The 24631-nt window shown below is 67.7% G+C and carries 21 protein-coding genes and 2 tRNA genes; 7 read left to right on the top strand and 16 right to left on the bottom strand.

The annotated features are described in order from the left end of the window. Positions 1-2 precede the first annotated feature (2 nt). Together L3Q65_RS36180 and L3Q65_RS36175 are read left to right on the top strand one after the other, a co-directional pair. Positions 3-413, top strand: coding sequence for a VOC family protein (locus L3Q65_RS36180; RefSeq protein ID WP_037809456.1), 411 nt, complete (start codon positions 3-5; stop codon positions 411-413). Between the two features lie 43 nt (positions 414-456). Beyond that, positions 457-2835, top strand: a complete 2379-nt coding sequence (locus tag L3Q65_RS36175) for an excinuclease ABC subunit UvrA (RefSeq protein WP_182893523.1) — start codon at positions 457-459, stop codon at positions 2833-2835. Here the strand turns inward: L3Q65_RS36175 and L3Q65_RS36170 are convergent. Then, positions 2832-4232, bottom strand: coding sequence for an amidase (locus L3Q65_RS36170; protein ID WP_237597686.1), 1401 nt, complete (start codon positions 4230-4232; stop codon positions 2832-2834). The genes L3Q65_RS36175 and L3Q65_RS36170 overlap by 4 nt on opposite strands. A 97-nt stretch (positions 4233-4329) precedes the next feature. Here L3Q65_RS36170 and L3Q65_RS36165 point away from each other — a divergent pair, with 97 nt between their 5' ends. Both L3Q65_RS36165 and L3Q65_RS36160 read left to right on the top strand, forming a co-directional pair. Continuing rightward, entirely contained in the window at positions 4330-5148 is an 819-nt protein-coding gene (locus L3Q65_RS36165) for an AraC family transcriptional regulator (RefSeq protein WP_182893521.1), read from the top strand. A 22-nt stretch (positions 5149-5170) separates the two neighbouring features. Next, positions 5171-6370: a glycosyltransferase 87 family protein gene (locus L3Q65_RS36160; RefSeq protein ID WP_237597685.1), complete on the top strand. Its 1200-nt coding sequence runs from the start codon at positions 5171-5173 to the stop codon at positions 6368-6370. Here the strand turns inward: L3Q65_RS36160 and L3Q65_RS36155 are convergent. Beyond that, positions 6352-8427 carry an AAA family ATPase gene (locus L3Q65_RS36155; protein ID WP_237597684.1) on the bottom strand — a complete coding sequence of 692 codons (2076 nt, stop codon included), beginning with the start codon at positions 8425-8427 and terminating at the stop codon, positions 6352-6354. The genes L3Q65_RS36160 and L3Q65_RS36155 overlap by 19 nt on opposite strands. 64 nt (positions 8428-8491) lie before the next feature. On the opposite strand from L3Q65_RS36155, the gene L3Q65_RS36150 reads away from it, so the two are divergent. Then, positions 8492-9115 (top strand): TetR/AcrR family transcriptional regulator, encoded by a 624-nt coding sequence (locus tag L3Q65_RS36150; protein ID WP_182893519.1) that lies wholly within the window; start codon positions 8492-8494, stop codon positions 9113-9115. Between the two features lie 132 nt (positions 9116-9247). On the opposite strand, the gene L3Q65_RS36145 is transcribed toward L3Q65_RS36150, so the two are convergent. Continuing rightward, entirely contained in the window at positions 9248-9634 is a 387-nt protein-coding gene (locus L3Q65_RS36145) for a hypothetical protein (RefSeq protein ID WP_237597683.1), read from the bottom strand. Positions 9635-9994: 360 nt separating this feature from the next. Continuing rightward, positions 9995-11089, bottom strand: a complete 1095-nt coding sequence (locus L3Q65_RS36140) for an alpha/beta hydrolase (protein ID WP_237597682.1) — start codon at positions 11087-11089, stop codon at positions 9995-9997. A gap of 162 nt (positions 11090-11251) precedes the next feature. Between L3Q65_RS36140 and L3Q65_RS36135 the strand changes: the two genes are divergently transcribed. Continuing rightward, positions 11252-12316 carry an ankyrin repeat domain-containing protein gene (locus tag L3Q65_RS36135; protein WP_182893515.1) on the top strand — a complete coding sequence of 355 codons (1065 nt, stop codon included), beginning with the start codon at positions 11252-11254 and terminating at the stop codon, positions 12314-12316. Here L3Q65_RS36135 and L3Q65_RS36130 read toward each other — a convergent pair. Continuing rightward, positions 12313-12945, bottom strand: coding sequence for a TetR/AcrR family transcriptional regulator (locus L3Q65_RS36130; protein ID WP_237597681.1), 633 nt, complete (start codon positions 12943-12945; stop codon positions 12313-12315). The two genes, L3Q65_RS36135 and L3Q65_RS36130, sit on opposite strands and share 4 nt — an antisense overlap. A gap of 72 nt (positions 12946-13017) precedes the next feature. Between L3Q65_RS36130 and L3Q65_RS36125 the strand changes: the two genes are divergently transcribed. Then, positions 13018-13458, top strand: coding sequence for an ester cyclase (locus L3Q65_RS36125; RefSeq protein WP_182893513.1), 441 nt, complete (start codon positions 13018-13020; stop codon positions 13456-13458). Here L3Q65_RS36125 and L3Q65_RS36120 read toward each other — a convergent pair whose 3' ends face one another. The 11 genes from L3Q65_RS36120 to recF form a co-directional block, all read right to left on the bottom strand. Further along, complete coding sequence (locus L3Q65_RS36120; RefSeq protein ID WP_237597680.1) at positions 13459-14091, bottom strand: antibiotic biosynthesis monooxygenase; 633 nt, start codon at positions 14089-14091, stop codon at positions 13459-13461. Between the two features lie 338 nt (positions 14092-14429). Further along, positions 14430-14502 (bottom strand) — tRNA-Ala (locus tag L3Q65_RS36115). A 30-nt stretch (positions 14503-14532) separates the two neighbouring features. After that, positions 14533-14703: a DLW-39 family protein gene (locus L3Q65_RS36110; protein WP_020663676.1), complete on the bottom strand. Its 171-nt coding sequence runs from the start codon at positions 14701-14703 to the stop codon at positions 14533-14535. 159 nt (positions 14704-14862) lie between these two features. Continuing rightward, positions 14863-15633 carry a phosphotransferase gene (locus L3Q65_RS36105; protein WP_237597679.1) on the bottom strand — a complete coding sequence of 257 codons (771 nt, stop codon included), beginning with the start codon at positions 15631-15633 and terminating at the stop codon, positions 14863-14865. Further along, on the bottom strand, positions 15630-17012 hold the full coding sequence (locus tag L3Q65_RS36100) for a hypothetical protein (protein WP_237597678.1): 1383 nt from the start codon (positions 17010-17012) through the stop codon (positions 15630-15632). Before L3Q65_RS36100 ends, L3Q65_RS36105 begins: the two co-directional genes overlap by 4 nt. Before the next feature lie 90 nt (positions 17013-17102). Continuing rightward, positions 17103-17176, bottom strand: a tRNA-Ile gene (locus L3Q65_RS36095). Between the two features lie 50 nt (positions 17177-17226). Continuing rightward, a complete protein-coding gene (locus L3Q65_RS36090; RefSeq protein ID WP_182893509.1) occupies positions 17227-17877 on the bottom strand; it encodes a DUF3566 domain-containing protein in 651 nt (216 codons plus the stop codon). Positions 17878-17912: 35 nt separating this feature from the next. Beyond that, positions 17913-20516 carry a DNA gyrase subunit A gene (gyrA, locus tag L3Q65_RS36085; RefSeq protein ID WP_182893508.1) on the bottom strand — a complete coding sequence of 868 codons (2604 nt, stop codon included), beginning with the start codon at positions 20514-20516 and terminating at the stop codon, positions 17913-17915. A gap of 48 nt (positions 20517-20564) precedes the next feature. Further along, positions 20565-22532 carry a DNA topoisomerase (ATP-hydrolyzing) subunit B gene (gene gyrB / locus L3Q65_RS36080; RefSeq protein WP_237597677.1) on the bottom strand — a complete coding sequence of 656 codons (1968 nt, stop codon included), beginning with the start codon at positions 22530-22532 and terminating at the stop codon, positions 20565-20567. 197 nt (positions 22533-22729) lie between these two features. Next, the gene (locus L3Q65_RS36075; RefSeq protein WP_182893916.1) at positions 22730-23365 is read right to left on the bottom strand and encodes a DciA family protein; all 636 of its coding nucleotides are present in this window, start codon (positions 23363-23365) and stop codon (positions 22730-22732) included. Between the two features lie 109 nt (positions 23366-23474). Further along, a complete protein-coding gene (recF, locus tag L3Q65_RS36070; RefSeq protein WP_037809147.1) occupies positions 23475-24629 on the bottom strand; it encodes a DNA replication/repair protein RecF in 1155 nt (384 codons plus the stop codon). Between the last annotated feature and the right edge of the window lie 2 nt (positions 24630-24631).

The following is a 24631-nucleotide window of genomic DNA, read 5'->3' as shown; positions in this document are numbered from 1 at the left end:
GCATGGACATGACGATTCACGCGAGCTTCCTCCCGCACACCGATCCGGAAGCGACACTGACCTTCTACCGCGACGTCCTCGGCTTCGAGGTGCGCAACAACGTCAAATACGGGGACATGGCCTGGATTACCGTCGGCCCGCCCGGACAGCCGGACACCTCTCTCGTGCTGCAGCCGGTCGCCGCGTTTCCCGGCCTCACCGACGACGAACGCCGGATGATCACCGAAATGATGGCCAAGGGCACCTACGCCGCGCTGAACCTGGCCACCAAGGATGTCGACGCGACCTTCAACCGGTTGCAGGCCAGCGACGCCGAGGTCGTGCAGGAGCCCACCGACCAGCCCTACGGCGTTCGCGACTGCTCGTTCCGCGATCCCGCAGGCAACCTGATCCGCATCCAGCAAGCGAGCTGAAGAAGTCCGAGCCGGACATCTGGGGAAGAAACAGGGAGAGACGATGACCAAGGCCAAGGGGAAGCCCACGCGGGAGCACGCCGCGGACAGCCATGACCTGATCCGCGTGCAGGGCGCCCGCGTGAACAACCTCAAGGACGTCAGCGTCGAACTCCCGAAGCGCCGGCTGACGGTGTTCACCGGGGTGTCCGGCTCGGGCAAGAGCTCGCTGGTGTTCAGCACGATCGCGGCCGAATCGCAGCGGCTGATCAACGAGACCTACAGCAGTTTCGTGCAGGGTTTCATGCCGACGCTCGCCCGGCCCGAGGTCGACGTGCTCGACGGCCTGACCACCGCGATCATCGTCGACCAGCAGCGGATGGGGGCCGATCCGCGCTCGACGGTCGGCACCGCCACCGACGCCAACGCGATGCTGCGGATCCTGTTCAGCAGGCTCGCCGTGCCGCACATCGGCTCGTCGCAGGCGTTCTCGTTCAACGTCGCCTCGATCAGCGGCGCGGGCGCGGTCACCGTGCGGCGCGCCGGGAAGGAGGTCAAGGAGCGGCGCAGCTTCAGCGTCACCGGCGGCATGTGCCCGCGCTGCGAGGGCCGCGGTTCGATCAACGACATCGACCTTTCCCAGCTGTACGACGACACGAAGTCGCTCGCCGAGGGCGCGCTGACCATCCCCGGCTACACCCCGGGCGGCTGGAACTACCGGCTCTACACCGGATCCGGACTGGTCGATCCGGACAAGCCGATCCGCAAGTACACGAAGCGCGAGTTGCAGGACTTCCTGTACAAGGAACCGACGCGGATGAAGATCGAAGGCATCAACATGACCTACGAGGGTCTGGTGCCGAGGATCCAGAAGTCGTATCTGTCCAAGGACGTCGAGGCGATGCAGCCGCACATCCGCGCGTTCGTGGACCGCGCGGTCACCTTCGCGACGTGCCCGGAGTGCGACGGGACGCGGCTGAGCGAACTGGCGCGGTCGGCCAAGATCGACGGGATGAGCATCGCCGACGTGTGCGCGATGCAGATCAGCGACCTCGCCGACTGGGTCGGGAAGCTGTCCGACCCGTCGGTCGCGCCGTTGCTCAAGTCGCTGCACGAAACGCTCGAATCGTTCGTGGAGATCGGTCTCGGCTATCTGTCGCTGGACCGGCCGGCGGGCACGCTGTCCGGCGGCGAGGCGCAGCGGGTGAAGATGGTCCGGCACCTCGGCTCGTCGCTCACCGACGTCACGTATGTCTTCGACGAGCCCACCATCGGCCTGCACCCGCACGACATCCAGCGGATGAACGACCTGCTGCTCCGCTTGCGGGACAAGGGAAACACCGTCCTCGTCGTCGAGCACAAGCCGGAGGCGATCGCGATCGCCGACCACGTGGTCGACCTCGGGCCGGGCGCGGGCACGAACGGCGGCACAGTGTGTTTCGAGGGCACTGTGGACGGTCTGCGCGCGAGCAAGACGTTGACCGGCAAGCATTTGGACGACCGGGCTTCGCTCAAGCCGTCGGTGCGGGAGCGCACGGGCGTGCTGGAAATCCGCGGCGCGAACACGCACAACCTGCAAGACGTGGACGTCGACATCCCGCTCGGCGTGCTGTGCGTGATCACCGGGGTCGCCGGATCGGGCAAGAGCTCGCTGATCCACGGGTCGATCCGGGAATCCGACGACGTCGTTTCGGTCGACCAGGCCCCGATCCGCGGTTCGCGGCGGAGCAACCCGGCGACTTACACCGGGCTGCTCGAACCGATCCGCAAGGCCTTCGCCAAGGCCAACAACGTGAAGCCCGCGCTGTTCAGCGCCAACTCCGAGGGCGCGTGCCCGAACTGCAACGGCAACGGCGTCATCTACACCGATCTCGGGATGATGGCCGGGGTGGCCACCACCTGCGAGGTCTGCGAGGGCAAGCGGTTCGACGCCTCGGTGCTGGAGTACCGCTTCGGCGGCCGCGACATCAGCGAGGTGCTCGCGATGTCGGTCGCGCAGGCCACCGCGTTCTTCGCCGACGGCGACGCGAAAACCCCGGCGGCGCACCGGATTCTCGAGCGGATGGAACAGGTCGGGCTCGGCTACCTGACCCTCGGCCAGCCGCTGACCACGCTGTCCGGCGGCGAACGGCAGCGGCTGAAGCTGGCCACGCACATGGGCTCGAACGGCGGCGTGTACATCCTCGACGAGCCGACCACCGGCCTGCACCTCGCCGACGTGGAACAGTTGCTCGGGCTGCTGGACCACCTGGTCGAATCGGGCAAGTCGGTGATCGTCATCGAGCACCACCAGGCCGTGATGGCGCACGCCGACTGGATCGTCGACCTCGGTCCCGGTGCCGGGCACGACGGCGGCCAGGTGGTCTTCGAGGGGACGCCCGCCGAACTGGTGAAGAAGAAGCGGACGCTGACCGGAAAGCACCTGGCCGCCTACGTCGGCTAGTGCAGCGGCGGCCGCCGGTCCGTCCAGGGCAGCGCCTGCTCCAGGGTGCGGGAGACCTGCAACAGCAGGTCCTCCCGCCAGGGCGCGGCGACCAACTGGACGCCGACCGGCAGGCCGCTGGCCTCGTCGTGGTGCAGCGGGAGGGAGATCGCCGGCTGGCCGGTCACGTTGAACAGCGACGTGAAGACGCCCATCGGGTACGCGGCCGCCACCGGATTTCCGCTCTCTCGCCACGCGCCGATCTTCGGCGGGAGACCCGCCATGGTCGGCGTGACCAGCAAGTCGAAGTTGTCGACGAAGGCTTCGACAATCCGGCGGGAGAACACCTGGGTCTGGTGCACGCTTTCCGCGTAAGTCCAGGAATCGGCCGACTTCGCGGCTTCGCGCTGGGCCCGGTTGTGCGGTTCGATGCGGTCCGGGTCGACCACCGGGACGCCTGCGCTGGCGACGTTCCAGACCTTCAGGAACGTCGAGAGCAGTTCCTCGGACTTCGGCAGCGGAAGCGGTTTGTCGACGATCTGGTGTCCGGCTTCTTCCAGCGCGCGAAGGGTTTTCCCGACCGCGGTCAGGCAAGCCGGGTCGACGGTGATGCCGTCGATCAGCGAGGCCGTGAGGACACCGATCCGCAGGCCAGGCGGCGCTTCGACGGCCAGTGCGCCGGCGAGCGACCGCGTGGGCGTCGGCTGCGACCACCACGCGCCCGGGTCGTGCCGGGTGAGGACGTCCAGCGCGGCCGCGGTGTCGGCCAGCGTGCGGCTGACGACGCCGCTCGTCGCGAAGCCCTCGACCTCCACCACGGCGTTCGTCACCAGACCGCGGGTCGACTTGAGCCCGACGAGACCGGTGCACGACGCCGGGATGCGGATCGATCCGCCGCCGTCCTCCGCGTGCGCGACCGGGGCCATTCCGGCGATGACGGCGACCCCCGCGCCGCTCGACGAACCGCCCGGCGTGCGATCCGGGTCCCACGGATTGCGCGAGATGCCCTGCGCCTCGCTTTCGGTGAACGGCACCGCGCCGAACTCCGATGTCGTGGTCTTGCCGAGCGGGAGGAAGCCCGCTTCGGTGAACCGCCGCACGATCGGGTCGGATTTCGGCTGCGGGGAACGGTCGGTGGCCAGCGAGCCGTACGTGGTCGGCCAGCCTTGGACGTGGACGAGGTCCTTGATCGGCAGCGGAACCCCGTGGAACGGCGGCAGTTCCTCCGGCGAGCACCGCAGCACGGCGTCGGCGGCGGCCTTCGCGGCAGTGCGGACCTCGTCGTCGGCGCGGAAGCAGAAGGCGTTGAACTTCGGATCCAACTCGGCGATGCGGTCGAGGTAGCAGTCGGCGGCCTCGACCGGGCTCACCTCCTTCGCGCGGATGGCGGCGGCGAGTTCAACAGCGGAATTGATCATCACGGATCCCCTTTCCGGTACCCGTTCAGCCTGGTCGGGGCGGTGGCGGCCGGTCTTGGAGAAATGTCGCGCCGCCGGATCTGGCTACGATGGCGGTATGCCACCAGCCGAGTGGGCGCGCGACGGGGCAGCGGTCTGGGGAATCACCGTGCCGTCCCGGCCGCTCCGGCTGCCCGGGGTGCAGATGGCCGGATTCGTCGGCGACACCGTTGATCTGATCGACCTGACAGTGGTCCCGTATCCAGCGGTCACGATGTTCGTCAATCTCCGCGAAGGGCTGTTCGTCAACGGGGTCGCGCGAGACAGCGCCGTCACCGGCATCGCGCCGCGAGAGATGCGCGTGCGCGGGCAGAACATCGAATGCGTACAGATCCGGCTGTCCCCCGAGGTCGCGCACGCGGTGCTGGGGATGGATCTGACCGGCGAGATCGTCCCGCTCGAGGACGTCTGGCCTGCTGGGCTGCCCGACCGGCTGCGCGCGCTCGACTCCTGGAACGACCGGTTCGCGCTGGTGGAAGCCACGCTGGGCAAGCGGTACGAGGCCGGTCGCGCGGTCGATCCGGAGGTCGCCTTCGCCTGGCAGCGGATGGACGCGCACCACGGCCGGGTGCGGATCGAGCAACTGGCCGACGAGACCGGGTGGAGCCGGAAACGGCTGTGGTCACGGTTCCGCGGCCAGCTCGGGCTCAGCCCGAAACGCGCCGCGCAGCTGGTCCGGTTCGACCACGCGGTGCACCGGCTCGCCGCCGGGGAAAGCCCCGCTTCGGTGGCCGCCGAGAGCGGCTACGTCGACCAGTCCCACCTGCACCACGAGGTCAAAGCCTTCGCCGGAGTCACCCCCTCCGCCGCCGCGAACGCGCCGTGGCTCGCGGTCGACGAGGTCGCCTGGTCTCGCCCCCACTGCGCGAACGGGTGATCGCAGTAGGCATGATCGCGGGGTGACTTCCATCCGGCCCCCCGCTGTCGCGCTGCGCCGGTGGCTTGACGACGCCGGCACCCGCCGTCCGGCAGTGTTCGCGCTGGTCCTCGCCTCAGTGGCGGTGGCGGCGACGATTCTGTGGCTCGTCTGCACGATGTGGCCGCTCGACCTGGAGATCTACCGCTCCGGCGCGCGGGCGCTGGCCCAGGGCGAGGACGTTTACGGCCCGCTCCCGCCGACCCGCGCCGGGCTGATCCTGCCCTTCATCTACCCGCCGTTCGCGGCTGTCGTGTTCCTGATCTTCGCCGCGATGCCGCTGCCGCTGGGCGCGATGCTGATGCTCGCCGTCTCGCTGACCTGCCTGTGCGGGACCGTCTACGTCGTGGTCCGGCCGCATGCCAGGCGCCGGACCGCCTTGCTGGCCGCACTCGTGATCGGTGCCGGTTCGCTGGCCTTCGAACCGGTCCGCGAGACGTTGTGGTTCGGGCAGATCAATCTGCTGCTGATGGCGCTCGTGGTGATCGACTGTCTCGGCCCCCGGACGCGGCTGCCCCGCGGCGTCCTGCTGGGCCTCGCCGCCGCCATGAAGATCACCCCGGCCGGGTTCCTGCTGTTCTTCCTGCTGAAAAAGGACTTCCGGGCGGCACTGACCACGGTGGTCACCTTCGTGCTCGCCGGAGCGGCCGGGTTCGTGATCGCGCCGGAAGCGTCGATGAAGTACTGGTTCGGCGGCGGATTAACCGGTGCGTCCGGGATGAGCGGATCGATTTTCGCGACGAACCAGACCATCCAGGGCGCGGTGCACCGGTTCGGGCTCCCGGAAACGCCGACGCTGATCCTGGTCGCGGTGCTGACCCTGGCCGCGCTCGCGCTGACCGTTCCGGCGATGCTGCGCGCCGACCCGCCGATGGCGTTCCTGCTCAACACGGCGGCGATCCTGGTGTGTTCGCCGATTTCGTGGTCGCACCACTGGGTGTGGATCGTGCCCGCGATCGTGCTGTTCGCCGCTCGCGCGCACACCCGGATCGCCGTTGCCGGATTGGCTGCCGTGGCGGCGATTTTCGTGATCGCCCCGCATTCGTGGCTGCCGAAGAACGGGTACCTGGAGCTGTCCTGGGGGCCGGTCGAGCACGTGATCGGGAACAGCTATTTGCTGCTGGCACTGGGTTTCCTGGGCTGGCAGTGCTACTCGACGCGCCGTCAAACCGCCGCGGTCTGAGCCAGCAACGGCTCCGGCAACGGGTCAGCGTGGATTACGTGCAAGGTGCTGACCGCCCGGGTGAGCGCGACGTACAACCGTTGCAGCCCACGCTCTTCCGCCGCCACGATGCGCGCTGGTTCGACCACCAAGACCGTGTCGTACTCCAGCCCCTTCGCCAAACTCACCGGTGCCACCGTGATCCGGGCCGTGCCCTCGGTACCCAGCACCGTGTGGTCCAGCCCGCGCTCGGCCAAGGCACGGCTCAGTTCGGGGATCTCCGCGTCCGCAGCCAGCAGCCCGATCGACCCTTCGTGCGCTAACGCCCTCGCACAAGCATCAACCGCCGCGGCGAGCGTCTCGCCCGTTTCGGTCAGGTGCAGGGCATCCGCGGAATGCCGGAACGACGTGGGACTCCGCAGCTCCGGCGCGATGTGCGGGAGCAGCCGAGCCGCGAAGTCGAGAACATCCGCCGGAACGCGGTAGCCGTGCGTGAGTTCTTCGATCCGCCCGTCGGGCCGGTCAAGGTGAGTCAGCACGGTCGTCCAATCGCGGACCGCGGAAGGACTGGTCGCCTGCGCGACGTCGCCGAGCACCGTGCACGCACCGGCCAACCTGCGCGCGATCGCCCGCAGCTGCATCGGGCTGAGGTCTTGCGCCTCGTCGACCACGACGTGCCCGAGCTTCGCGGGCCGCTCGATCAACGCCGCGACCTCGTCCAGCAACGCGAGATCGAGCGTCGACCAGGTCATCGCCTTACGACTGCGCGGTCGCGGACGGATGAGCGCTTCCTGTTCCTCAGCAGTGAGAATCCCGTCGGCCGCTTCGGCGAGAAGTGCTTCGTCAGTAAGCAAGTCGTAGACCAACCGCGCAGGCTCGACGGCAGGCCACATGTCCCGGACCGCCTTGGTGATCGCGGCATTGCGGCGAAGCTGATGCAGGGTCGCGCTCGTGCCGCCGGACCGCTCCATCTCGCGCAGGACCCGGTGCGCGAGCCGCTGCGCCAGCAATTCGCGGCCGGCGCTGTAATCCGCGCCGCGGCTGAGGATTTCCGTGAGTTCCTCGGCGATGTCCTCGGGATACAACCGCCAGGTCCGGTGCTGGTACTTCACCTCGATCGTGCGGTCGACCGGCTGGATCCGCGCCCACAGTTGTCTCCGGACGACCTCCGCCATCCGGACGTCCCCCTTGATGCGCGCCGTCCGCGGATCGTCGACGCACTCGGCCGGCCGTCCCGCCCCGGTCAATTCGTCAATCGTGGCTTGGGAAACCGCGACCTCGCCGAGCGCCGGAAGCACCCCCGCGATGTAGGCGAGAAACGACCGGTTCGGCCCGATCACCGCGACCCCGCCGGCCTTCTGCAGCCGCGTCCGCTCGGTGTAGAGCAGATACGCCAGCCGATGCAGCCCCACCGCGGTCTTGCCGGTCCCCGGTGCGCCCTGAACGCAGATCGTCCGATCGACCGGCGCGCGAACGAGCCGCATCTGATCCGGCTGGATCGTCGCGACGATGTCCCGCATCGGCCCCTGCCGCGGCCGCTCGATTTCCGCGGTGAGCAGCCGATTCGCCGACGAACCGGGCCGATCGAGCGGTTCGTCCTCGTACGCGCTGAGCACTCCCGCCTGGTCGAACCCGTAGCGCCGCCGGACCCGCACACCCATCGGATGCTCGTGATCGGCTTCGTAAAACGCCCTCGCGAGCGGTGCCCGCCAATCGATCACCAGAGGTTCGCCGTCGTCGTCACGAATCCCTCTGCGCCCCAGGTAAACCAGGTCATGCTCAGGCGACCGAGTATGCGACCCGCGCGCGGCCTCGTAGACCTCGCCCGGCGGGTAGTCGAGGCGGCCGAAGAAGAGCGGCGCCTCGTCGATATCCGCTAGCTCCTCGGCGATCTCGATGCGAAACTGCCTGAGCACGTGGTTGAAGTACTTGTCGTCGACCGCGTCGCCCTCGCCCATCCCCGTCGCGATCGCGGTCTTGATCTCTGCCCGCATGCGGTCCAGCTCTGCGTGACAGGCCTGGAGATACTCGCGCTCCGCCCGGATCTCTGGTTCCACTCCCGCCCCCTGTTTCTTCACTAGGTTAAATATACAACCGAGTCAAGTTTTTATCCGGGTTCGGGTTCCGGCTAGGCTGACGCCCGTGTCAGGACTGCGCGAGCTCAAACGCCGCCGCACGAGGGAAGCCATCGCCTCGGCGGCGCTGCGGCTGTTTCGGGAATCCGGCTTCGACGGGGTGTCAGTAGCCGACATCGCCGCCGAGGCCGAGATCTCGAAGCCGACGCTGTTCGCGTACTTCCCGACCAAGGAAGACCTGGTCATCCACCAATTCGCCGACGACAACGGCCCCGCGGAAATCGTCCGCGCCCGGCCGCCGGAGACATCGGCCCTGTCCGCGCTGGAACGGTCCTTCCTGGACCGCCTGGCCGCCCGCGACCCGCTGACCGGCCTGAACGACTCGCCGGACGCGATCACGTGCCACACTCTGCTGTACTCAACGCCCGCTTTGCTGGCCCGGCTTGCCACGTACCTGCTGGAGAAGGAACAGCAACTGGTCGAGGAACTGCGGGCTTCGTGCGGGATTTCGGACGAGTTCACCGCGCGGTTGGCGGCTGCGCAGATCTTCGGGGCGCAGCGGATCTTGGGGTTTCACAATGCCCGGGAGATCCGCGGTGGGCGAAGCGCGGATGAGACTTACCCGGACGCGGTTGCGCGGGCGGAGGCGGCTTATCGGATGCTGCGGGAGGGGCTGTCTTCGCTGCTGTGACTCATTCAGCCCACAGCAGCGTCCTCACAATGGGCGGCCCGGGTCACCGTCCCCGCGCGTCAGTTCGATCGAGAGACCTGCGAAAGGGGCCAGGCCCCGCAAGGCCCGGCCCTTTCCGCATCTCACCCGAGCTCAGTTCTGGTCCGGGCTGTCGACCGGCACACCCTGGTACCCGGTCCCCTGGTCCTGCGCGTTCGGCTGGTCCACCGGAACGCCGTCGTAGCCGGTGCCCTGGTCCGCGGGCGGGTCGATCGGCACCCCGTTGTAGCCGGTGCCCCGTTCCTGCGGGTCCGGAGTGTTCTCGTCCTTGGGCGGGGTGGTGTGCAGCTTGAGACCGTCCTTCTCGCAGCGGATCTCGTGCGTGCCCTCCGCACCGGTGTCGGTCAGGCACTGCCAGCCCTGCACGGTCAGCATGTAGTTGGATCCGACGGCCTTGTCGATATTGTCGAAGTATTCGGTAATAACGTTGAACGCTTCGGTGCATCCGACCGTACCGGCCTTGGTTGCGTCCGCGATCAAATCAACCTTGCGCGGTCCGACAGTTCCACCGTGCGCACTGCAATTAACATCCCTCGCACTGGCTCCGCCACCACCGCTGCCGCCCTTTTTCACCGGCGTCTCCGGCTGCTGGACCTGGCTCTTCGCCGCGACATTGACCGGGGCGGATTGGTTGCTCGCCGGGGCTGCCGAATTCTGGCCAGAGCACGCGGAAAGCAGTGCGACCGCACCGAGGGCCGCTCCGACGGTGGCCAATTTGACAGTCTTCATGAGCATTTCAATTCTCCCCTGACCAGCTCTTGGCTTTCCCTTTGCCTCTAGAGACGCACACCGCCGGAGAGGGTTGCGAAGAAATTCCGCGGACTTGTCCGGGAAAGAGCCTCAGCCCCAAAACCGCACTTCGGGGTACCGCGGCGATGGCCCGTCCAGCAGTCGCTGGTGCACTCCGCGCAGGTGCTGGTCGAGGAACGCGGTCAGATACGCCTCGCTGACCCGGATCGCTCGCAGCGGATCGATCTTCAACCCCGGTATCGGCACCCCAGCCTGCTGAACGAGCAGCAGTTCATCGGTGAACATGCTGTGCTCGCCGTCGTTGACGGTGATCCACCGCTTCCACCCGGTCATCTCGCGCCACGCCGAGTCCCACGACGGATCCACTGTCCCGCCCGGCTCGTGCACCGGCGCCCCGAACTGCAGAAACGGCCGATCCAGCCCGGTCACCGGGAGGTAGTACATGCCGTCCAGCATCGCGCCGGCGCGGATCCGCCGGTCGGCCAGCATCGCCGGCGCCGTGCTGGCTCCGCCGATCGAATGCCCGATCATCGCGATCCGGCGCGCGTCGATCAGCCGCCCGCCGCCCCACACGGGACGCCGCCCAATCAACTGCTCAAGTACGAACGACACATCCGCGGCCCGGGTTTGGACGAGCTTTTTCCAGTCCTGGATCTGACAGGCCACGCATTCCGTCGTATGCCCATCCGGGAAGGTGATCGCCGTCGACTCGTAGTTGTGGCCGATCCCCGCCACGACGTATCCGCGGCTGGCCAGTTCCTCCGCCAGCGACGACAACGTCGCGCGCGGCAACGTGAACCCCGGCGAGAGCACCACCAGCGGCATCCGCCGGAACTGGGGTAGAGCGTCCACAGTGGAATGCGTCCGCACCTTCGTCAGCACATCCTCAGGCACTGACTTGTCGCCCAGCTCCCGCACCATCAGCTCCGACTCGCGCTGAGTGAGGTACTGCGTGGCCCGCCATCCCGGATACTGCGCCGGATACCACAGCGTCACCATCATTTCCCGCCGCTGCGAAGGAACCCACGGATCCGCGCGGGAAATGTCGGTGAAGTGGAAGGTCTTAGTACCGACCGGGCTTGCCCCGCCAGGTGCTGGCAACGCCAAGCGCGGCGCCGCCTGCGCTGTCCCTGCCCCGACCACGACGAGCATCGCCGCGATGACCGCTATTACGCGTAGTCTCATGACCTCAGCTTGGAGCCGCACGGCACCCGGCAGCATCGGTGATGTCCCGGATGAGCCCCCGATGTCGAAGTCATCTTCCTGGACGATAGCCACCTGACCCCGGTCGCACTTCCTGATCATTAGGCTGGCGTCACCGGATGCCACGCCAAGGAGAAACCCGCGATGCGCAAGCGAAAAACGCTGCCCAAGAACTTCAGCGAAATGCTGGCCTCCGCGTCGCTCGCCGAACTCCAGGCAGTGTTCGAACGCACCGAGGTGGACGCCCGCGGCGGCTACGGCAAGGAAACGGCGATCGGCTTCCTCGACTGTCCGGACGAACTCATCGTCTGGCTAGTCGGCCAAGGCCTCGACGTCGACGCGGCCAACCAGTACGGCGAGACTCCATTGTGGACTCGCGCCGCGAGAGGCGCGGCAGCACAAATCCCGCTGTTGCTTTCGCTCGGCGCGGACATCGAACGGCCACGTGCCCACAGCGGCACCCCACTGCACGGCGCGGCCAGCAGGCAGCGATCGGAGACCGTGCGCGTCCTGATCGAACACGGCGCGAATGTCCACGCCACGATCGATGGCAAGCCAGGCCTCACCCCGCTCCTGCACGGCCTTCGACTCACCGAGAACATCGGGATCGCCGGCATGGCCGAATCCGCCGCGCTGCTGCTCGAAGCCGGCGCTCCCGTGCCGGACGAGGCGCGAGATCTGGTCCGTCGGATCGGTGCCAGTTTCGAGTTCCACCGCACGAATTTCAGCCACGATCTCCTCGACGCGACCGACGCCGGACTGCACGAGCTGTACCGCTTGTTCGACGTCGAACCGGTCCCGCCGCGGCTGATCCACGACGGAATCTCTCCGATCGCGGTGCCCGCCGGAACCTGGCAGAAGCAGCACGCCCACCTGTGGGAACTGCTCGTACCGTCCTCGGGCGCGGCGAAAACCATGCAGGGAGAAGCAATTCGCGTCTCCGGCAAGGTCGCTCGCGAAATCCTCGACAACGGCAGCGGCAACTGGGACCGTTCCTTCCGCGCGATGACCGACGCGCTCCCCGGTTACTTCGCGTCGGGCACCCCGCTGCCCGACGCCGAACTCCAGGAAGCACAGGCTCTCGCCAAGCGCACCCGCTCCGGCAACGGCGACGATGAAGAACTGGCACGGCTTTCCGAACTCGCCGTCGCGTGGGTCCGGCTCAACGCGACGCCACTGCCGATGGCTCCACCCACCTACAACCGTTAACCGGACAGCACCGCGCCCAATTGGTTGGCCAGCCACCGTTCGAAGTCAGCCGGCGTCCATCCGCAGCGCCGCACGAGCCGGTCGTACACCTCGGGCGCGGTCAGCGTCCAGACGGCGTCGACCGCCTCGTTGAATTTGCCCGACGGCAGATGCCCGCGTTCCGCGAGGCCGCGCAGGCTGTTTGTGTTGCCCTTCCTGCGTTCGGAGTCGATGGTCGCCACAAAGGCCTCCAGCACCTTGTCGCCACCGGGCCCGTGCGCGACCAGCACACCGAGCAGCGGCCCGACCCGATCGGAGATCGCGCGCACCCAAGCGGCGTACGCGGCCGCATAGGACGGCACGTCAGTCGCGTCGGCCACCTGGCGAAACTCGGGACGTTCGCTCATCGGCGTCTGGTCCTCGTCGCCGGCGAGCATCACGTCGTAAACCGCCTTGATGACCTCAGCTTTGCCGCCGACGGAGTTGTACACCGTCTGCGGACTGACCCCCGCTGCCTCGGCAAGGCCGGTGATCGTCATGCCCGCGTAGCCGCCACCGCCGAGGAGCAAGCCACGCGCCGTCCGCACGATGTGCGCGCGCGTGGCCCGGGCCTTCTCCTCTCGCTGCGGGGCACTGTATTGCCTTGCCACAGCCCTCCCAATCCGCTAGATTCGCATTCCACTGGATTTGGATTCCAGTCAAGTTCGAAGAGGAGCATAGCCGTGACCAACCCCGCACGCACCGCCGCCCTTGCCGTGTTCGACGCGATCAACACCGGAGAACTCTCCGTCCTGGACGATCTGGTCACCCCGGACTTCGTCGACCACGGGTCCCCGTTCCCGCTGCCGCCCGGACCCGCGGGCTACCGGCAGATCCTCACCTTCGTGCACCACGTGCTGAACATCAGATACGCCGTCGACGACGTCTTCGACACTGACGACCGCGTCGTGGTCCGCGCGACTGCCACCGGAACCGGGGTGGATGCGGTGCACGGCACGGGCACCGGCGGCAAGCCGTACCAGATGACCACGGTGCACATTTACCGCACCGAAGGCGGTTTGCTCGCCGAGCACTGGGGCGTCCGAGACGAACTCGGCGCCCGCATCCAACTCGGCGCGCTCCCCGCTCCCGACGCGGCCGCCTTCGCTCCGCAAAGCGCCTGATCAGGCTGATTCCTTTGCGGACAGTCCAAGACTTCGCACCATCCGATACCGTCGGAACCCGCTGCCGCGCACTCCCGGAAAGTCCTGCACCTTCTGCCATCCGTCGGACACGCCGACGGTCCCCCTGCCGGACCGCGCCAACGCGTCGCGATGCGACTGTTCGTCGGTCCACTCCGCATAATTGAGCACTCGGGTCCCGTCGGCGCTGACATGGAAATGCCCGGAGATCCCGCCCGGCGCGAGCGTCTCCTCACCGGCCAACGCGCCGAACACCGTGTCCACCCAACGACGCTGCCGCTGCGCATCCGCATCGTCGAACTCGACGCTCACCACGACAATGCACCCTGGAACCGTTGTGTTGTCCCGATTTCCGCTGCGATACAACCGATATTCCATCGGATCGCCACCGGAGACTCCGCGGACGAACCCGGGATCAGCTGCGTTCTCCGCCCACTGGGTGTAGACCAGCGACGCTTCACCCTCGGTACTGGCCAGCACATGGAACGAGATCAGACCCGCGGGCCACGGCTCTTTCTCCAGCCGTGCCAGGACTTCCGCCGCCTCGACGGTCGTTTCGGCAACCAGCGCAGCGGCGAAGTCCGTGCGCGCGAAGTCAGGCCGGTTGATAGTCATTGAATGTCCCTCCGAGATCAGCGATGACTATCGAAGGATGGAACTTCAAGAGAAGTTGAAGTCAAGCCAGCAGCCCGGCTCTCGTTACGCTGACCGTCACGAAGGCAGGTGTTCTTTGATGATTTCCAAGCAGGCTGTCTCGCAGCGTCGGCGCTGCTGACGGCCGGGTGCAGCACCGCGGTCGCGGGCAAAGCGCCGCCGGCCGACTCACCGGAAGCGAAGCAAGCCGCGCTCAACCACGTATTCGGGGAAGCGATCTTCAAGATCATCGACCGGTTGAAGCAGCTCCCCCTGACGCACGAATCCCCGTCCGGCTTCGGCCGAACGGGGAGTGCGGGTGGACCTGAGGGGAATCGAACCCCTGACCCCCGCCTTGCAAAGGCGGTGCTCTACCAATTGAGCTACAGGCCCGGTGCGGACCGAGGTCCGCGAAGTACTACGTCAGTTGCGCGACGCGTCCGCGGCCTTGGCCGGCGCGCTGCCGTTCGCCGACGGGGCGGCAGGCGTGGTGGCTTCCCGCCACAGGTCAGCCTCGGCCTTGGCCGCCTTGTTGCGCTTGACGACGAACAGGACGCCGCCCGCGACGACCGCGAGTGCCAACAGCTTCTTCACCTGAAGCCCCCTTCTGAGTGCTTGCGCTACCCCACGATGCTACCGGACCCGCCGAGCGTCCCGTCCAGCGGTTCCGTCTCTCTCGTTCCACGTGGAACACCGGGAATATCCGGAGCGAGCGGTCCGTTGGACCAGACGGCCACCGCGGCCGCGCATCATTCAGCCCTGCCGGTCCTTCTCTTCCCGGCAGGGCTGACTCGTCTTCACGAGCCGGGCCCTGGTACCCGCGAGACCGGATTCGACCAGGTCAGGTCGGTCGTTCTCCAGTCCGTACGTCACCTCGTACCACGGCCCCACCTGATTCCACGCCCAAGCACGGCGTCGCAGTTCCGCCGTGACCTCGTACTCCGCGGAGAACGCCGCGACGCACTCCGCCGAGGTCCAGTGCAACAGCCACGCCAGGTCCCGCGCGGGGTCGCCGAGCGACACGTCGGTCCAGTCGATCACTCCGCTCAGCTGGCCGTCCTGCTTCAGCACATGCTCCGGACCCAGATCAGCGTGGATGACGGTGTCTGCTGGATAGCTCCGGACCTCCGCCAGCAGCTCGCGTCCGCGATCGGCAAGCGGGCCGAGCAACGGCGGGACCGCGTCCAGCGCCAGGACCTCTGGTTCAGCACCGAGGTCCCGCGCCTTGGCCACGTCCGCACTGTGCAAAGCGCGGAGGAACCAGCCGAGCGCGCGACCGTCGTCAGCGGTCAGTTCACCCGGCTCGCCCGGCACCAGTTCGTGCCGGACGACCAACGGATCTTCCTGCCACACCAATGGAATCGGCACCGCCAACGGCAACTGCGGAGCCAGCCACGGCAACACCCGCGTCTCGCGGAGCAGCCACGCGCGCACCTCGTCCCGTTTTGGCCGTCGCTCGACCCACCGTCCGTCGACGAGAGTCGCGACGCTGTCCCAACCCTCGCCCAGTTCCTCGCCGCTCACGTCGGAAGCCCAGCCGCGAACGCGATCCCCGAAACCGGAACGCCGCTAAGGGAAAGCGCGTCGAGCAGGTCCGCGATCCGTCGCTGCTGCGCGGCAGTCGGCCGGAAATACATCGGCAGCTCCAACCGGTCCCGAAACGCCCCGGACTCCAGGTCGGCGATCACCGCCTCCCAACCGCCGAGACTGCGGTGCAACCACCATCCCCGACGCTGGACCACGACATCCTCGGATTCCTTCAGCACAGCCAAATCCGCCAGCGACCACAGCTGCGGACTGCTGCTCAGCACATCCCCCGCCAACCGGGCCACCCGTGAGTCTTCCCCGGCCATTTCCCGCAACAGCCAAGGCACTTCCGCGGCGACAGCTTTGCCGCGCAGCAACGACAATCCGGTCTTCTTCAACGCCAAGTCCGCACTCCGCGCCAGCTCGACGATCTCCGCACGGTCAACCTCAGCCCTGATCTCCGCGAGCCCGGCGTATGCACGAGCCCGTACCGCCGGCTTGGCGGCAGAACGCGCGACCGCGGCATAAACCTCGACCGGATCCCGGCCCATTTCCTGCCAGCGCAGCCGCGCCCACAGCCGCACCAGCACCGACCGGTCAACCAGAAGTTCTTCCACCGCAACGGGATCGAGCTGCGCCGCGGTCAGCTTCACCAACCCCAGCACCCGGCTTTCCGCGGACCGGCCGCGAAGCAACGTCTCGGCAATGACCTCCGGCGTCGCCGTCTCGGCAATCACCTGAATCAACTTCCGACGGACGACCTGATCCCGTTCCCGAGGCAGCAACCGGACCGCGTCCGCAGAGCCGAGCAGTCCGGTTTCGAAACTGTGCCGGAACGCCGACCGCCGTACGTCAAAGTCATCGAAGTTTCGCAAGCACGCCCACACCGACGTCTCATCATGCGCGGCGACCAGCGCCTGCAGATAGCGCGCATGCACCTGCGAACCCCGCCCGCGCTGCGAAATCCGCTGCAGCAACGGCACGATCCGCTCCGCTTGCGCCAACGTCGTTCGCCGCAGCACCTCTTCTTCGGCCATCTCGCGGACCACCTCCACATGGTCGGTAACCCGCACCGCCAGCGCCCGATCGCTCACCGCACCTTCCAAGGTGCACAACACGCGAACGGCCTGCTCCCGGAGACGACCGTCGGGATGCATCGAAGCCAGCGCCGCGACAACTGGCGTGGTGTTCCCCAGCTTCCAGTCCTTCGCCTGTCCCAGCAGAGGCACCGGATAGCGGGCCTGGCGGGCGTAGTGATCGATCCGCAGCAACTCGCGTGCAGTCGCCGACGCGAGCCAAGCCTCGGTCTCGGCCAGTTCAACCTGGCGACCCGCGACGAGGCTCAGCTGCTCACGGATCTGGGCTGGGGTTCGCATGCGGCTGATTCTGGCGAGAACACCGCCCGGCAGTCATCCGAAATACCCGAAAGGCCGGTCCGCTGCTGCGAACCGGCCTTCCGGGAAATGTGGGCCCACCAGGACTTGAACCTGGGACCTCTTCGTTATCAGCGAAGCGCTCTAACCGCCTGAGCTATGGGCCCGTCGAACGAGGAGAACTCTACCGGACTCCCCATCCGCCCTTGCAACCGGGTTACTCTCGCTCCGAGAGCGTGACCTCCAGGCCGCCCGCGAGGTCTGCCGACACGTTGTAGATGAAGGCGCTCACCGTGGCCAGCGCGGACACCAGGACGATGTTGATCGCCCCGAGGATGGCCGCGATGCCGAACACGCGACCGGCGCTGATCAGCGGTTCCGCGGACGCGTTCGCGCCCTCGCCGCCGACCAGGGACGAGTACGTGCCGTTCAGCTTGTCCCACACGCCCATGCCGTCGAGCACCGTGTAGAGCACGCCGACCGCGACCAGCCAGACGAAGAACATCGCCACGCCGAGCACCAGTGCCAGCTTCAGCACCGACCACGGGTCGAACCGTTTGATCTGCAGGCTCGCCCGCCGCGGGCCTCGGCCAGGACGGCGCAACGCGCTCGGCGTCGGCCGGGTGCGGCCCGCGGGCGGCACGTCGGCCGCGGGCGGCGGTGCCTCGGCTCCGAAGAGCCGGGGCGCCGCCGAGCCGGTCACCGGGTAGTCGTTCTCGGCCGCGGCCGGTTCGGCAGCCGCGGTGGGCACGTCCTCGGTCGCGATCCGCGCCGTGGCCATGGCCTCGGAGTCGCCGCCGCCGTCCTTGGCGGTGCGCTGCCAGGGCGGGTTGGCCGACGCGTCGTCGGCCTTGTCGGATGGTGCCACGTTGAGTCAGTCCTTACCCGTGCGTGGGGCGCCGATCACTGCTCCGGCGCCGTGCCGTCTTCTGCTGTGGGCTCCTCTGGCGTAGCCTCCGCCGCCTCTTCCGAAACCGTCTCGGAAGCCGAAACTTCCGAACCCTCGGTAGCTTCCTCGGCGGAGTCCTCGCCACCATTGGCGACGTCCGAACCCTCGTCCGCGTTGCGTGCGACCGCGAGAAGAGTGGTTCCGTCACCCAGGTTCATCAGCCGAACGCCCTTGGTCTGCCTGCCCGCCTTGCGCACGTCCCGCGCCGGCGTGCGGATGACCCCGCCGCTGGACGTGATGGCGAACAGCTCGTCGTCCTCGTCGACGATGAGTGCCCCCACCAGCCTGCCACGTTTGCTGTCGTGCTGAATGGTGAGCACGCCCTTGCCGCCGCGGCCCTGTACCGGATAGTCCTCGATCGGCGTCCGCTTCGCATACGCGCCGTCCGTGGCGACCAGCAGGAACTTGTCCGGTTTGACCACGCTGATGCCGAGCAGCTCGTCACCCTCGTTGAATCGCATGCCCAGCACGCCCGAGGTCGGCCGTCCCATCGGGCGCAGCGCCTCGTCGGTGGCGTGGAAGCGAATCGACTGCCCGCCCGCGGACACCAGCAGCAGGTCGTCCTCGGCCGCGGCCAGCACCGCGCCCATCAGCTCGTCGCCCTCGCGCAGGTTGATCGCGATGAGCCCGCCCGCGCGGTTGGAGTCGAAGTCGGTGAGCTTCGTCTTCTTCACCAGGCCGCGCTGCGTGGCGAGCACCAGGTACGGCGCGACCTCGTAGTTCGGGATCTCGATGACCTGGGCGATCTGCTCGTCCGGCTGGAACGCGAGCAGGTTCGCCACGTGCTGGCCGCGCGCGTTGCGGTTGGCCTCAGGCAGGTCGTAGGCCTTCGCCCGGTACACCCGGCCCTTGTTCGTGAAGAACAGGATCCAGTCGTGCGTGGAGCACACGAAGAAGTGCTGGACGATGTCGTCCTGCTTCAGCGTCGCGCCCTGCACGCCCTTGCCGCCGCGTTTCTGCGACCGGTACAGATCGGTTTTCGTCCGCTTGGCGTAGCCCGTGCGGGTGATGGTGACGACGACGTCTTCCTGCGCGATCAGGTCCTCGACCGACACGTCGCCGTCGAACGGGATGATCTGCGTGCGCCGGTCGTCGCCGTACTTGTCGACGATCTCCATCAGCTCGTCGCGGATGATCGACCGCTGCCGCTCCGGCTTCGCCAGGATGTCCTTGAGGTCGGCGATCTCCAGCTCGATCTCGGCCAGGGTGTCGATGATCCGCTGGCGCTCCAGTGCGGCCAGCCGGCGCAGCTGCATGTCCAGGATCGCGGTGGCCTGGATCTCGTCGATCTCGAGCAGCTCCATCAGGCCCGGCCGGGCCTCGTCGGCCGAGGGCGACCGCCGGATCAGGGCGATCACCTCGTCCAGCATGTCGAGCGCCTTGACCAGACCGCGCAGGATGTGGGCCCGCTCCTCGGCCTTGCGCAACCGGAACCGGGTGCGCCGCACGATCACGTCGACCTGGTGCTTCACGTAGTGCCGGATGATCTGGTCGAGCCGCAGCGTGCGCGGCACGTCGTCGACCAGCGCCAGCATGTTCACGCCGAAGTTCTGCTGCAGCTGGGTGTGCTTGAACAGGTTGTTCAGCACGACCTTCGCCACCGCGTCGCGCTTGATCGTGATGACGATCCGCATGCCGGAACGGCTGTTGGACTCGTCCGCGATGTCCGCGATGCCGGTGATCTTGCCGTCGCGCACCAGGTGGGCGATGTTCTCCACCAGGTTGTCCGGGTTGACCTGGTACGGCAGCTCGGACACGACCAGGATGGTGCGGCCCTTCGCGTCCTCCTCGACCTCGACGACCGCGCGCATCCGGATCGAACCGCGGCCGGTGCGGTAGGCGTCCTCGATGCCGGACGTGCCGAGGATCATCGCCTTGGTCGGGAAGTCCGGGCCCTTGATCCGCACGAGCAGCGCGGCCAGCAGTTCGTCGTCGGTCGCTTCCGGGTTCTCCAGCGCCCACACGACGCCCTCGGACACCTCGCGCAGGTTGTGCGGCGGGATGTTCGTCGCCATCCCGACCGCGATCCCGGAACCGCCGTTGACCAGCAGGTTCGGGAACCGCGACGGCAAAACGTCGGGCTCCTGGGTGCGCCCGTCGTAGTTGTCGCGGAAATCGACGGTGTCCTCTTCGATGTCCGCGAGCATCTGCATCGCGAGCGGCGCGAGCCGGGACTCGGTGTACCGCATCGCGGCCGCGGGGTCGTTGCCGGACGAGCCGAAGTTGCCCTGGCCGTCGATCAGCGGATAGCGCAGCGACCACGGCTGGGCGAGCCGCACGAGCGCGTCGTAGATCGCCGAGTCGCCGTGCGGGTGGTAGTTGCCCATGACGTCGCCGACGACGCGGGAGCACTTGTTGTACCCGCGGTCCGGGCGGAACCCGGAGTCGAACATCGAGTACAGGATCCGGCGCGCCACCGGCTTGAGGCCGTCGCGCACGTCCGGCAGCGCCCGCGACACGATGACGCTCATCGCGTAGTCGATGTAGGAACGCTGCATCTCCTGCTGGATGTCGACCGGTTCGATCCGGTCGTGTTCCGGCGGCAAGGTTTCCGTCATGGGGTCCTTCTTGTGAGCAGTCCTGGGAAGCGGGTGAGAAGGGGACGCCTACACGTCCAGGAAGCGCACGTCCTTGGCGTTGCGCGTGATGAACGAACGGCGGGCTTCCACGTCCTCGCCCATCAGCACGGAGAACAGTTCGTCGGCCTGCGCGGCGTCGTCGAGGGTGACCTGCCCGAGCAGCCGGTTCGCCGGGTCCATCGTGGTCTCCCACAGCTCCTCGGCGTTCATCTCGCCGAGACCCTTGTACCGCTGGATCGCGTCGTCCCTGGGAAGACGGCGGCCCGCCTCGACGCCGGCCTGGATGACCGCGTCGCGTTCCTTGTCCGAGTACGCGTACTCCGGCTCCGACCGCGGCCACTTGATCTTGTACAGCGGCGGCCGCGACAGGAACACGTGGCCGTGCTCGATGAGCGGCGTCATGAAGCGGAACAGCAGCGTGAGCAGCAGCGTGGTGATGTGCTGGCCGTCGACGTCGGCGTCGGCCATCAGCACGATCTTGTGGTACCGCAGCTTCGAGATGTCGAAATCGTCGTGGATGCCGGTGCCCAGCGCGGTGATCAGCGACTGGACCTCGGTGTTCTTGAGGACGCGGTCGATGCGGGCCTTCTCGACGTTGATGATCTTGCCCCGGATCGGCAGGATCGCCTGGTACATCGAGTCGCGGCCTTCCTTGGCCGAACCGCCCGCCGAGTCGCCCTCCACGATGTAGAGCTCGCACTCGCCGGGGTCATTCGAACGGCAGTCCTTGAGCTTGCCCGGAAGACCGCCGATCTCCAGCGCGCCCTTGCGCCGCACCAGGTCGCGCGCCTTGCGGGCGGCGAGCCGGGCCTGCGCCGACGAGATCGACTTGTTGATGATCGTCTTGGCTTCGCTCGGGTTGCGCTCGAACCAGTCGCCGAGCCATTCGTTCGACTGCTGCTGCACGAACGTCTTGGCCTCGCTGTTGCCCAGTTTGGTCTTGGTCTGGCCCTCGAACTGCGGTTCGGACAGCTTGATCGACACGATCGCGGCGAGGCCCTCGCGCACGTCGTCGCCGGTCAGGTTCGCGTCCTTCTCCTTGAGCAGCTTCTTCTCACGCGCGTACGCGTTGACCACGCGGGTGAGCGCGGCGCGGAAGCCCTCTTCGTGCGTGCCGCCCTCGTGCGTGTTGATCGTGTTGGCGAAGGTGTACACCGACGGCGTGAACCCGGTGTTCCACTGCATCGCGACCTCGACCTCAAGGCCGGAGCCCTTCGCGTCGAAGGAGATGACGCTCTCGTGGATCGGGTCCTTGCTGCCGTTGATGTGCTTGACGAAGTCCTCGAGCCCGCCCGGGTAGCAGTAGACGACTTCCTTGACCCTTGCCTGCTTGCCCGCGGCGTCCTCTTCGGTCTCCTCGTCGGCGACGCGCTCGTCGCGCAGCGACAGGGTGAGGCCCTTGTTGAGGAACGCCATCTCCTGCAAGCGGCGCGAGATGGTCTCGAAGTTGTAGGTGGTGGTCTCGAAGATGCTGCCGTCGGCCCAGAAGGTGATGGTGGTGCCGGTGTCGCTGGCCGGGCCGAGGTCCTCGAGCGGGCCGGGGACCTGGTTGGTGTACTCCTGGCGCCAGCTGCGGCCGCCGACCTTGATCTCCGCGAGCAGCTTCGTGGACAGCGCGTTCACCACGGAGACGCCGACGCCGTGCAGACCGCCGGACACCGCGTAGGAGTCGCTGTCGAACTTGCCGCCCGCGTGCAGGATGGTGAGCACGACCTCGAGGGTCGGCTTCTGTTCCTTCGGGTGGATGTCGACCGGAATGCCGCGGCCGTCGTCGACGACCCGCACCCCGCCGTCCGCGAGCAGGGTAACCTCGACCTTGGTGGCGTACCCCGCCATCGCCTCGTCCACGGAGTTGTCCACCACCTCCTGGACCAGGTGGTGGAGGCCGCGCTCACCGGTGGAACCGATGTACATGCCGGGGCGCTTGCGAACTGCTTCGAGGCCTTCGAGCACGGTGATGGACGACGCGTTGTACTCGCTCTTGTTCTCGGTCACCGGCGTTGTTTCTCCTCGTCTCGCCCGAGCGGACGCCCGCTACTACAACAGTGTACTTGCCCGCACGCGCTCACATGCGGCTAGGACACCCCTCAGCCGGTCGCAGAGGGACGAAATCACCCTCAGTTGAGTCATCTCGTATCCGAAGCTGCGCGGCCCGGTCCTCGGGGAACTCATCCGCCGGAGCGCAACCCCCGTCAGCCGTACGTGTCACGCGGCCCGCGACCAGGCACGTGCCGGGGCCCTTTCCGCCAGCTCGGAGCGGTCGGACCCTGGATCCGCATCCGCTTGACCACGCCGTTCCCGACGCCCGCGGCGATCTTCGCCAGCAGCTTGCCCTGCAGCAACCGCAACTGCGTCGCCCACGCGGTGGAACTCGCGCGGACGGTCAGCTCGCCGTCTTTCAGCGCCACCGGCTGGGCGTGTTCGGCGACGTCCTCGCCGACGAGCCGGGCCCACTGCCCGAACACGCGCGCGTTGGTCATCGTGTCCTGCCAGCCGCTGTCGGAGATCAGCCGCGAGACGAGCCTGCCGAGCGGCTGCGGGTCGCGCGGATCCGCGCCGGGCCCTGACCAGCGCCTGCGCGCCCGGTTCTGCCCGCCGCCCCCGGTGATCCGGCCGCGCCGGAGGTTCGGCGGGGCCCCGCGTTCGCGGGCTTTCGCCTTCGCCGCTTCGAGCGCGGCGTGCGCGAGGTCGCGGCCGCTCGGTTTGTCCCCAGCGGACGTCTCGTTCGGCCCAGTGGAACTGTCACGCTCAGTCGCGCCACGCGCGGGATTTCCGGAAGTGTCGCCCGCTTCCGGGGTGTCAAGACCGCCATCCGGCCGGTTCGTCACGCGCGGCGATAACGCGGCTTCGGGTTTATCCACACTGTCCACAGGTTTGTCCCCAGATCGGTGGGCAACCCGCGTGACCCCGGTCACCCCGCGTGGTCGTCGTGGCTGTTCAGGCACGGTTCACCTCCCCGTCGGCCACCGTGAACCTCGCGCCGGCGAGCTCCTCGGGCACGTCCTCGGCCACCGCCGCGGTGATGAGCACCTGCTCGGCGCTCGCGGAGACCTCGGCCAGCCGGGCCCGGCGCTTGCGGTCGAGTTCGGCGAACACATCGTCCAGCAACAAGACCGGTTCGCCCGCTTCGGCGCGCAGAAGTTCGTAACTTCCGAGCCGCAACGCGAGCGCGAACGACCACGACTCGCCGTGGCTCGCGTATCCCTTCGCCGGCGCTTCGCCGAGGATCAGCTCCAGTTCGTCCCGATGCGGGCCGACCAGACTGATCCCTCGTTCCAGTTCCTGCCGCCGCGTATCGGCCAACGCCTTCAGCAACAGTTCACGCAGTACCTCTGCCTCGGCACGCTCTCCGCCCGGCACTCCGTACGAGGGCGGAAGCGCTTCGCCGAGCGAAGACTTGTACGCGATCTTCGCTGGGCGAGAGTCGGGTGCGACCCCCATGTAAGCGTCGGCGGTGTACGGCGCGAGGTCTGCGATGAGGTTCAACCGTGCCGCCAGCAGCTGCGCGCCAGCCACCGAGAGATGGTCGTCCCACACGTCGAGCGTCGACAGCGCGTACGGGTCTTCGCGACCAGTACGGCGTTTGCCTGCGGTCTTGAGAAGTGCGTTGCGCTGCTTAAGGACCTTCTCGTAGTCCGCGCGCACGCCCGCGTACCGAGGCGCGCGAAGCACGAGCAGTTCGTCCATGAACCGACGGCGTTCGCTCGGATCGCCGCGCACGAGCGAGAGGTCCTCCGGAGAGAACAGCACCGTACGCAGAATGCCGAGCACGTCGCGCGGCTTGCCGACCGCACCGCGGTTCACCCGCGCACGGTTGGCGCGACCAGGCGTGATCTCGAGTTCGACCGTCAGCTCGCGGTCTTCGTTGACGACCGCGACCCGGACGAGCGCGCGCTCACAGCCGTGGCGGACGAGCGGGGCGTCCGTGGCGACCCGGTGCGAACCGAGGGTCGCCACGTAGCCGATCGCTTCGAGCAGGTTCGTCTTCCCCCGGCCGTTCTGACCGACGAGCACGACCGGCCCCGGTTCGAGGGCGAGGTCGGCCAGCGGCCAGGACCGGAAGTCGGTGACCTGGAGATGTCGCAGATACACGG

It is taken from the genome of Amycolatopsis sp. FU40 (genome assembly GCF_021903635.1).
Classification (GTDB): Bacteria; Actinomycetota; Actinomycetes; order Mycobacteriales; family Pseudonocardiaceae; genus Amycolatopsis; species Amycolatopsis dendrobii.
Note: the sequence above shows the minus strand (reverse complement) of the source record. Positions and strands in the feature narration are given on the sequence as shown.

Excerpts from the sequence above, each read along its gene's own strand:
- L3Q65_RS36180 (WP_037809456.1), top strand. The coding sequence starts at position 3 with ATGGACATGACGATTCACGCGAGCTTCCTCCCGCACACCGATCCGGAA.
- L3Q65_RS36175 (WP_182893523.1), top strand. The coding sequence starts at position 457 with ATGACCAAGGCCAAGGGGAAGCCCACGCGGGAGCACGCCGCGGACAGC.
- L3Q65_RS36170 (WP_237597686.1), bottom strand. The coding sequence starts at position 4,232 with ATGATCAATTCCGCTGTTGAACTCGCCGCCGCCATCCGCGCGAAGGAG.
- L3Q65_RS36165 (WP_182893521.1), top strand. The coding sequence starts at position 4,330 with ATGCCACCAGCCGAGTGGGCGCGCGACGGGGCAGCGGTCTGGGGAATC.
- L3Q65_RS36140 (WP_237597682.1), bottom strand. The coding sequence starts at position 11,089 with ATGAGACTACGCGTAATAGCGGTCATCGCGGCGATGCTCGTCGTGGTC.
- L3Q65_RS36135 (WP_182893515.1), top strand. The coding sequence starts at position 11,252 with ATGCGCAAGCGAAAAACGCTGCCCAAGAACTTCAGCGAAATGCTGGCC.
- L3Q65_RS36120 (WP_237597680.1), bottom strand. The coding sequence starts at position 14,091 with ATGACTATCAACCGGCCTGACTTCGCGCGCACGGACTTCGCCGCTGCG.
- L3Q65_RS36100 (WP_237597678.1), bottom strand. The coding sequence starts at position 17,012 with ATGCGAACCCCAGCCCAGATCCGTGAGCAGCTGAGCCTCGTCGCGGGT.
- gyrA (WP_182893508.1), bottom strand. The coding sequence starts at position 20,516 with ATGACGGAAACCTTGCCGCCGGAACACGACCGGATCGAACCGGTCGAC.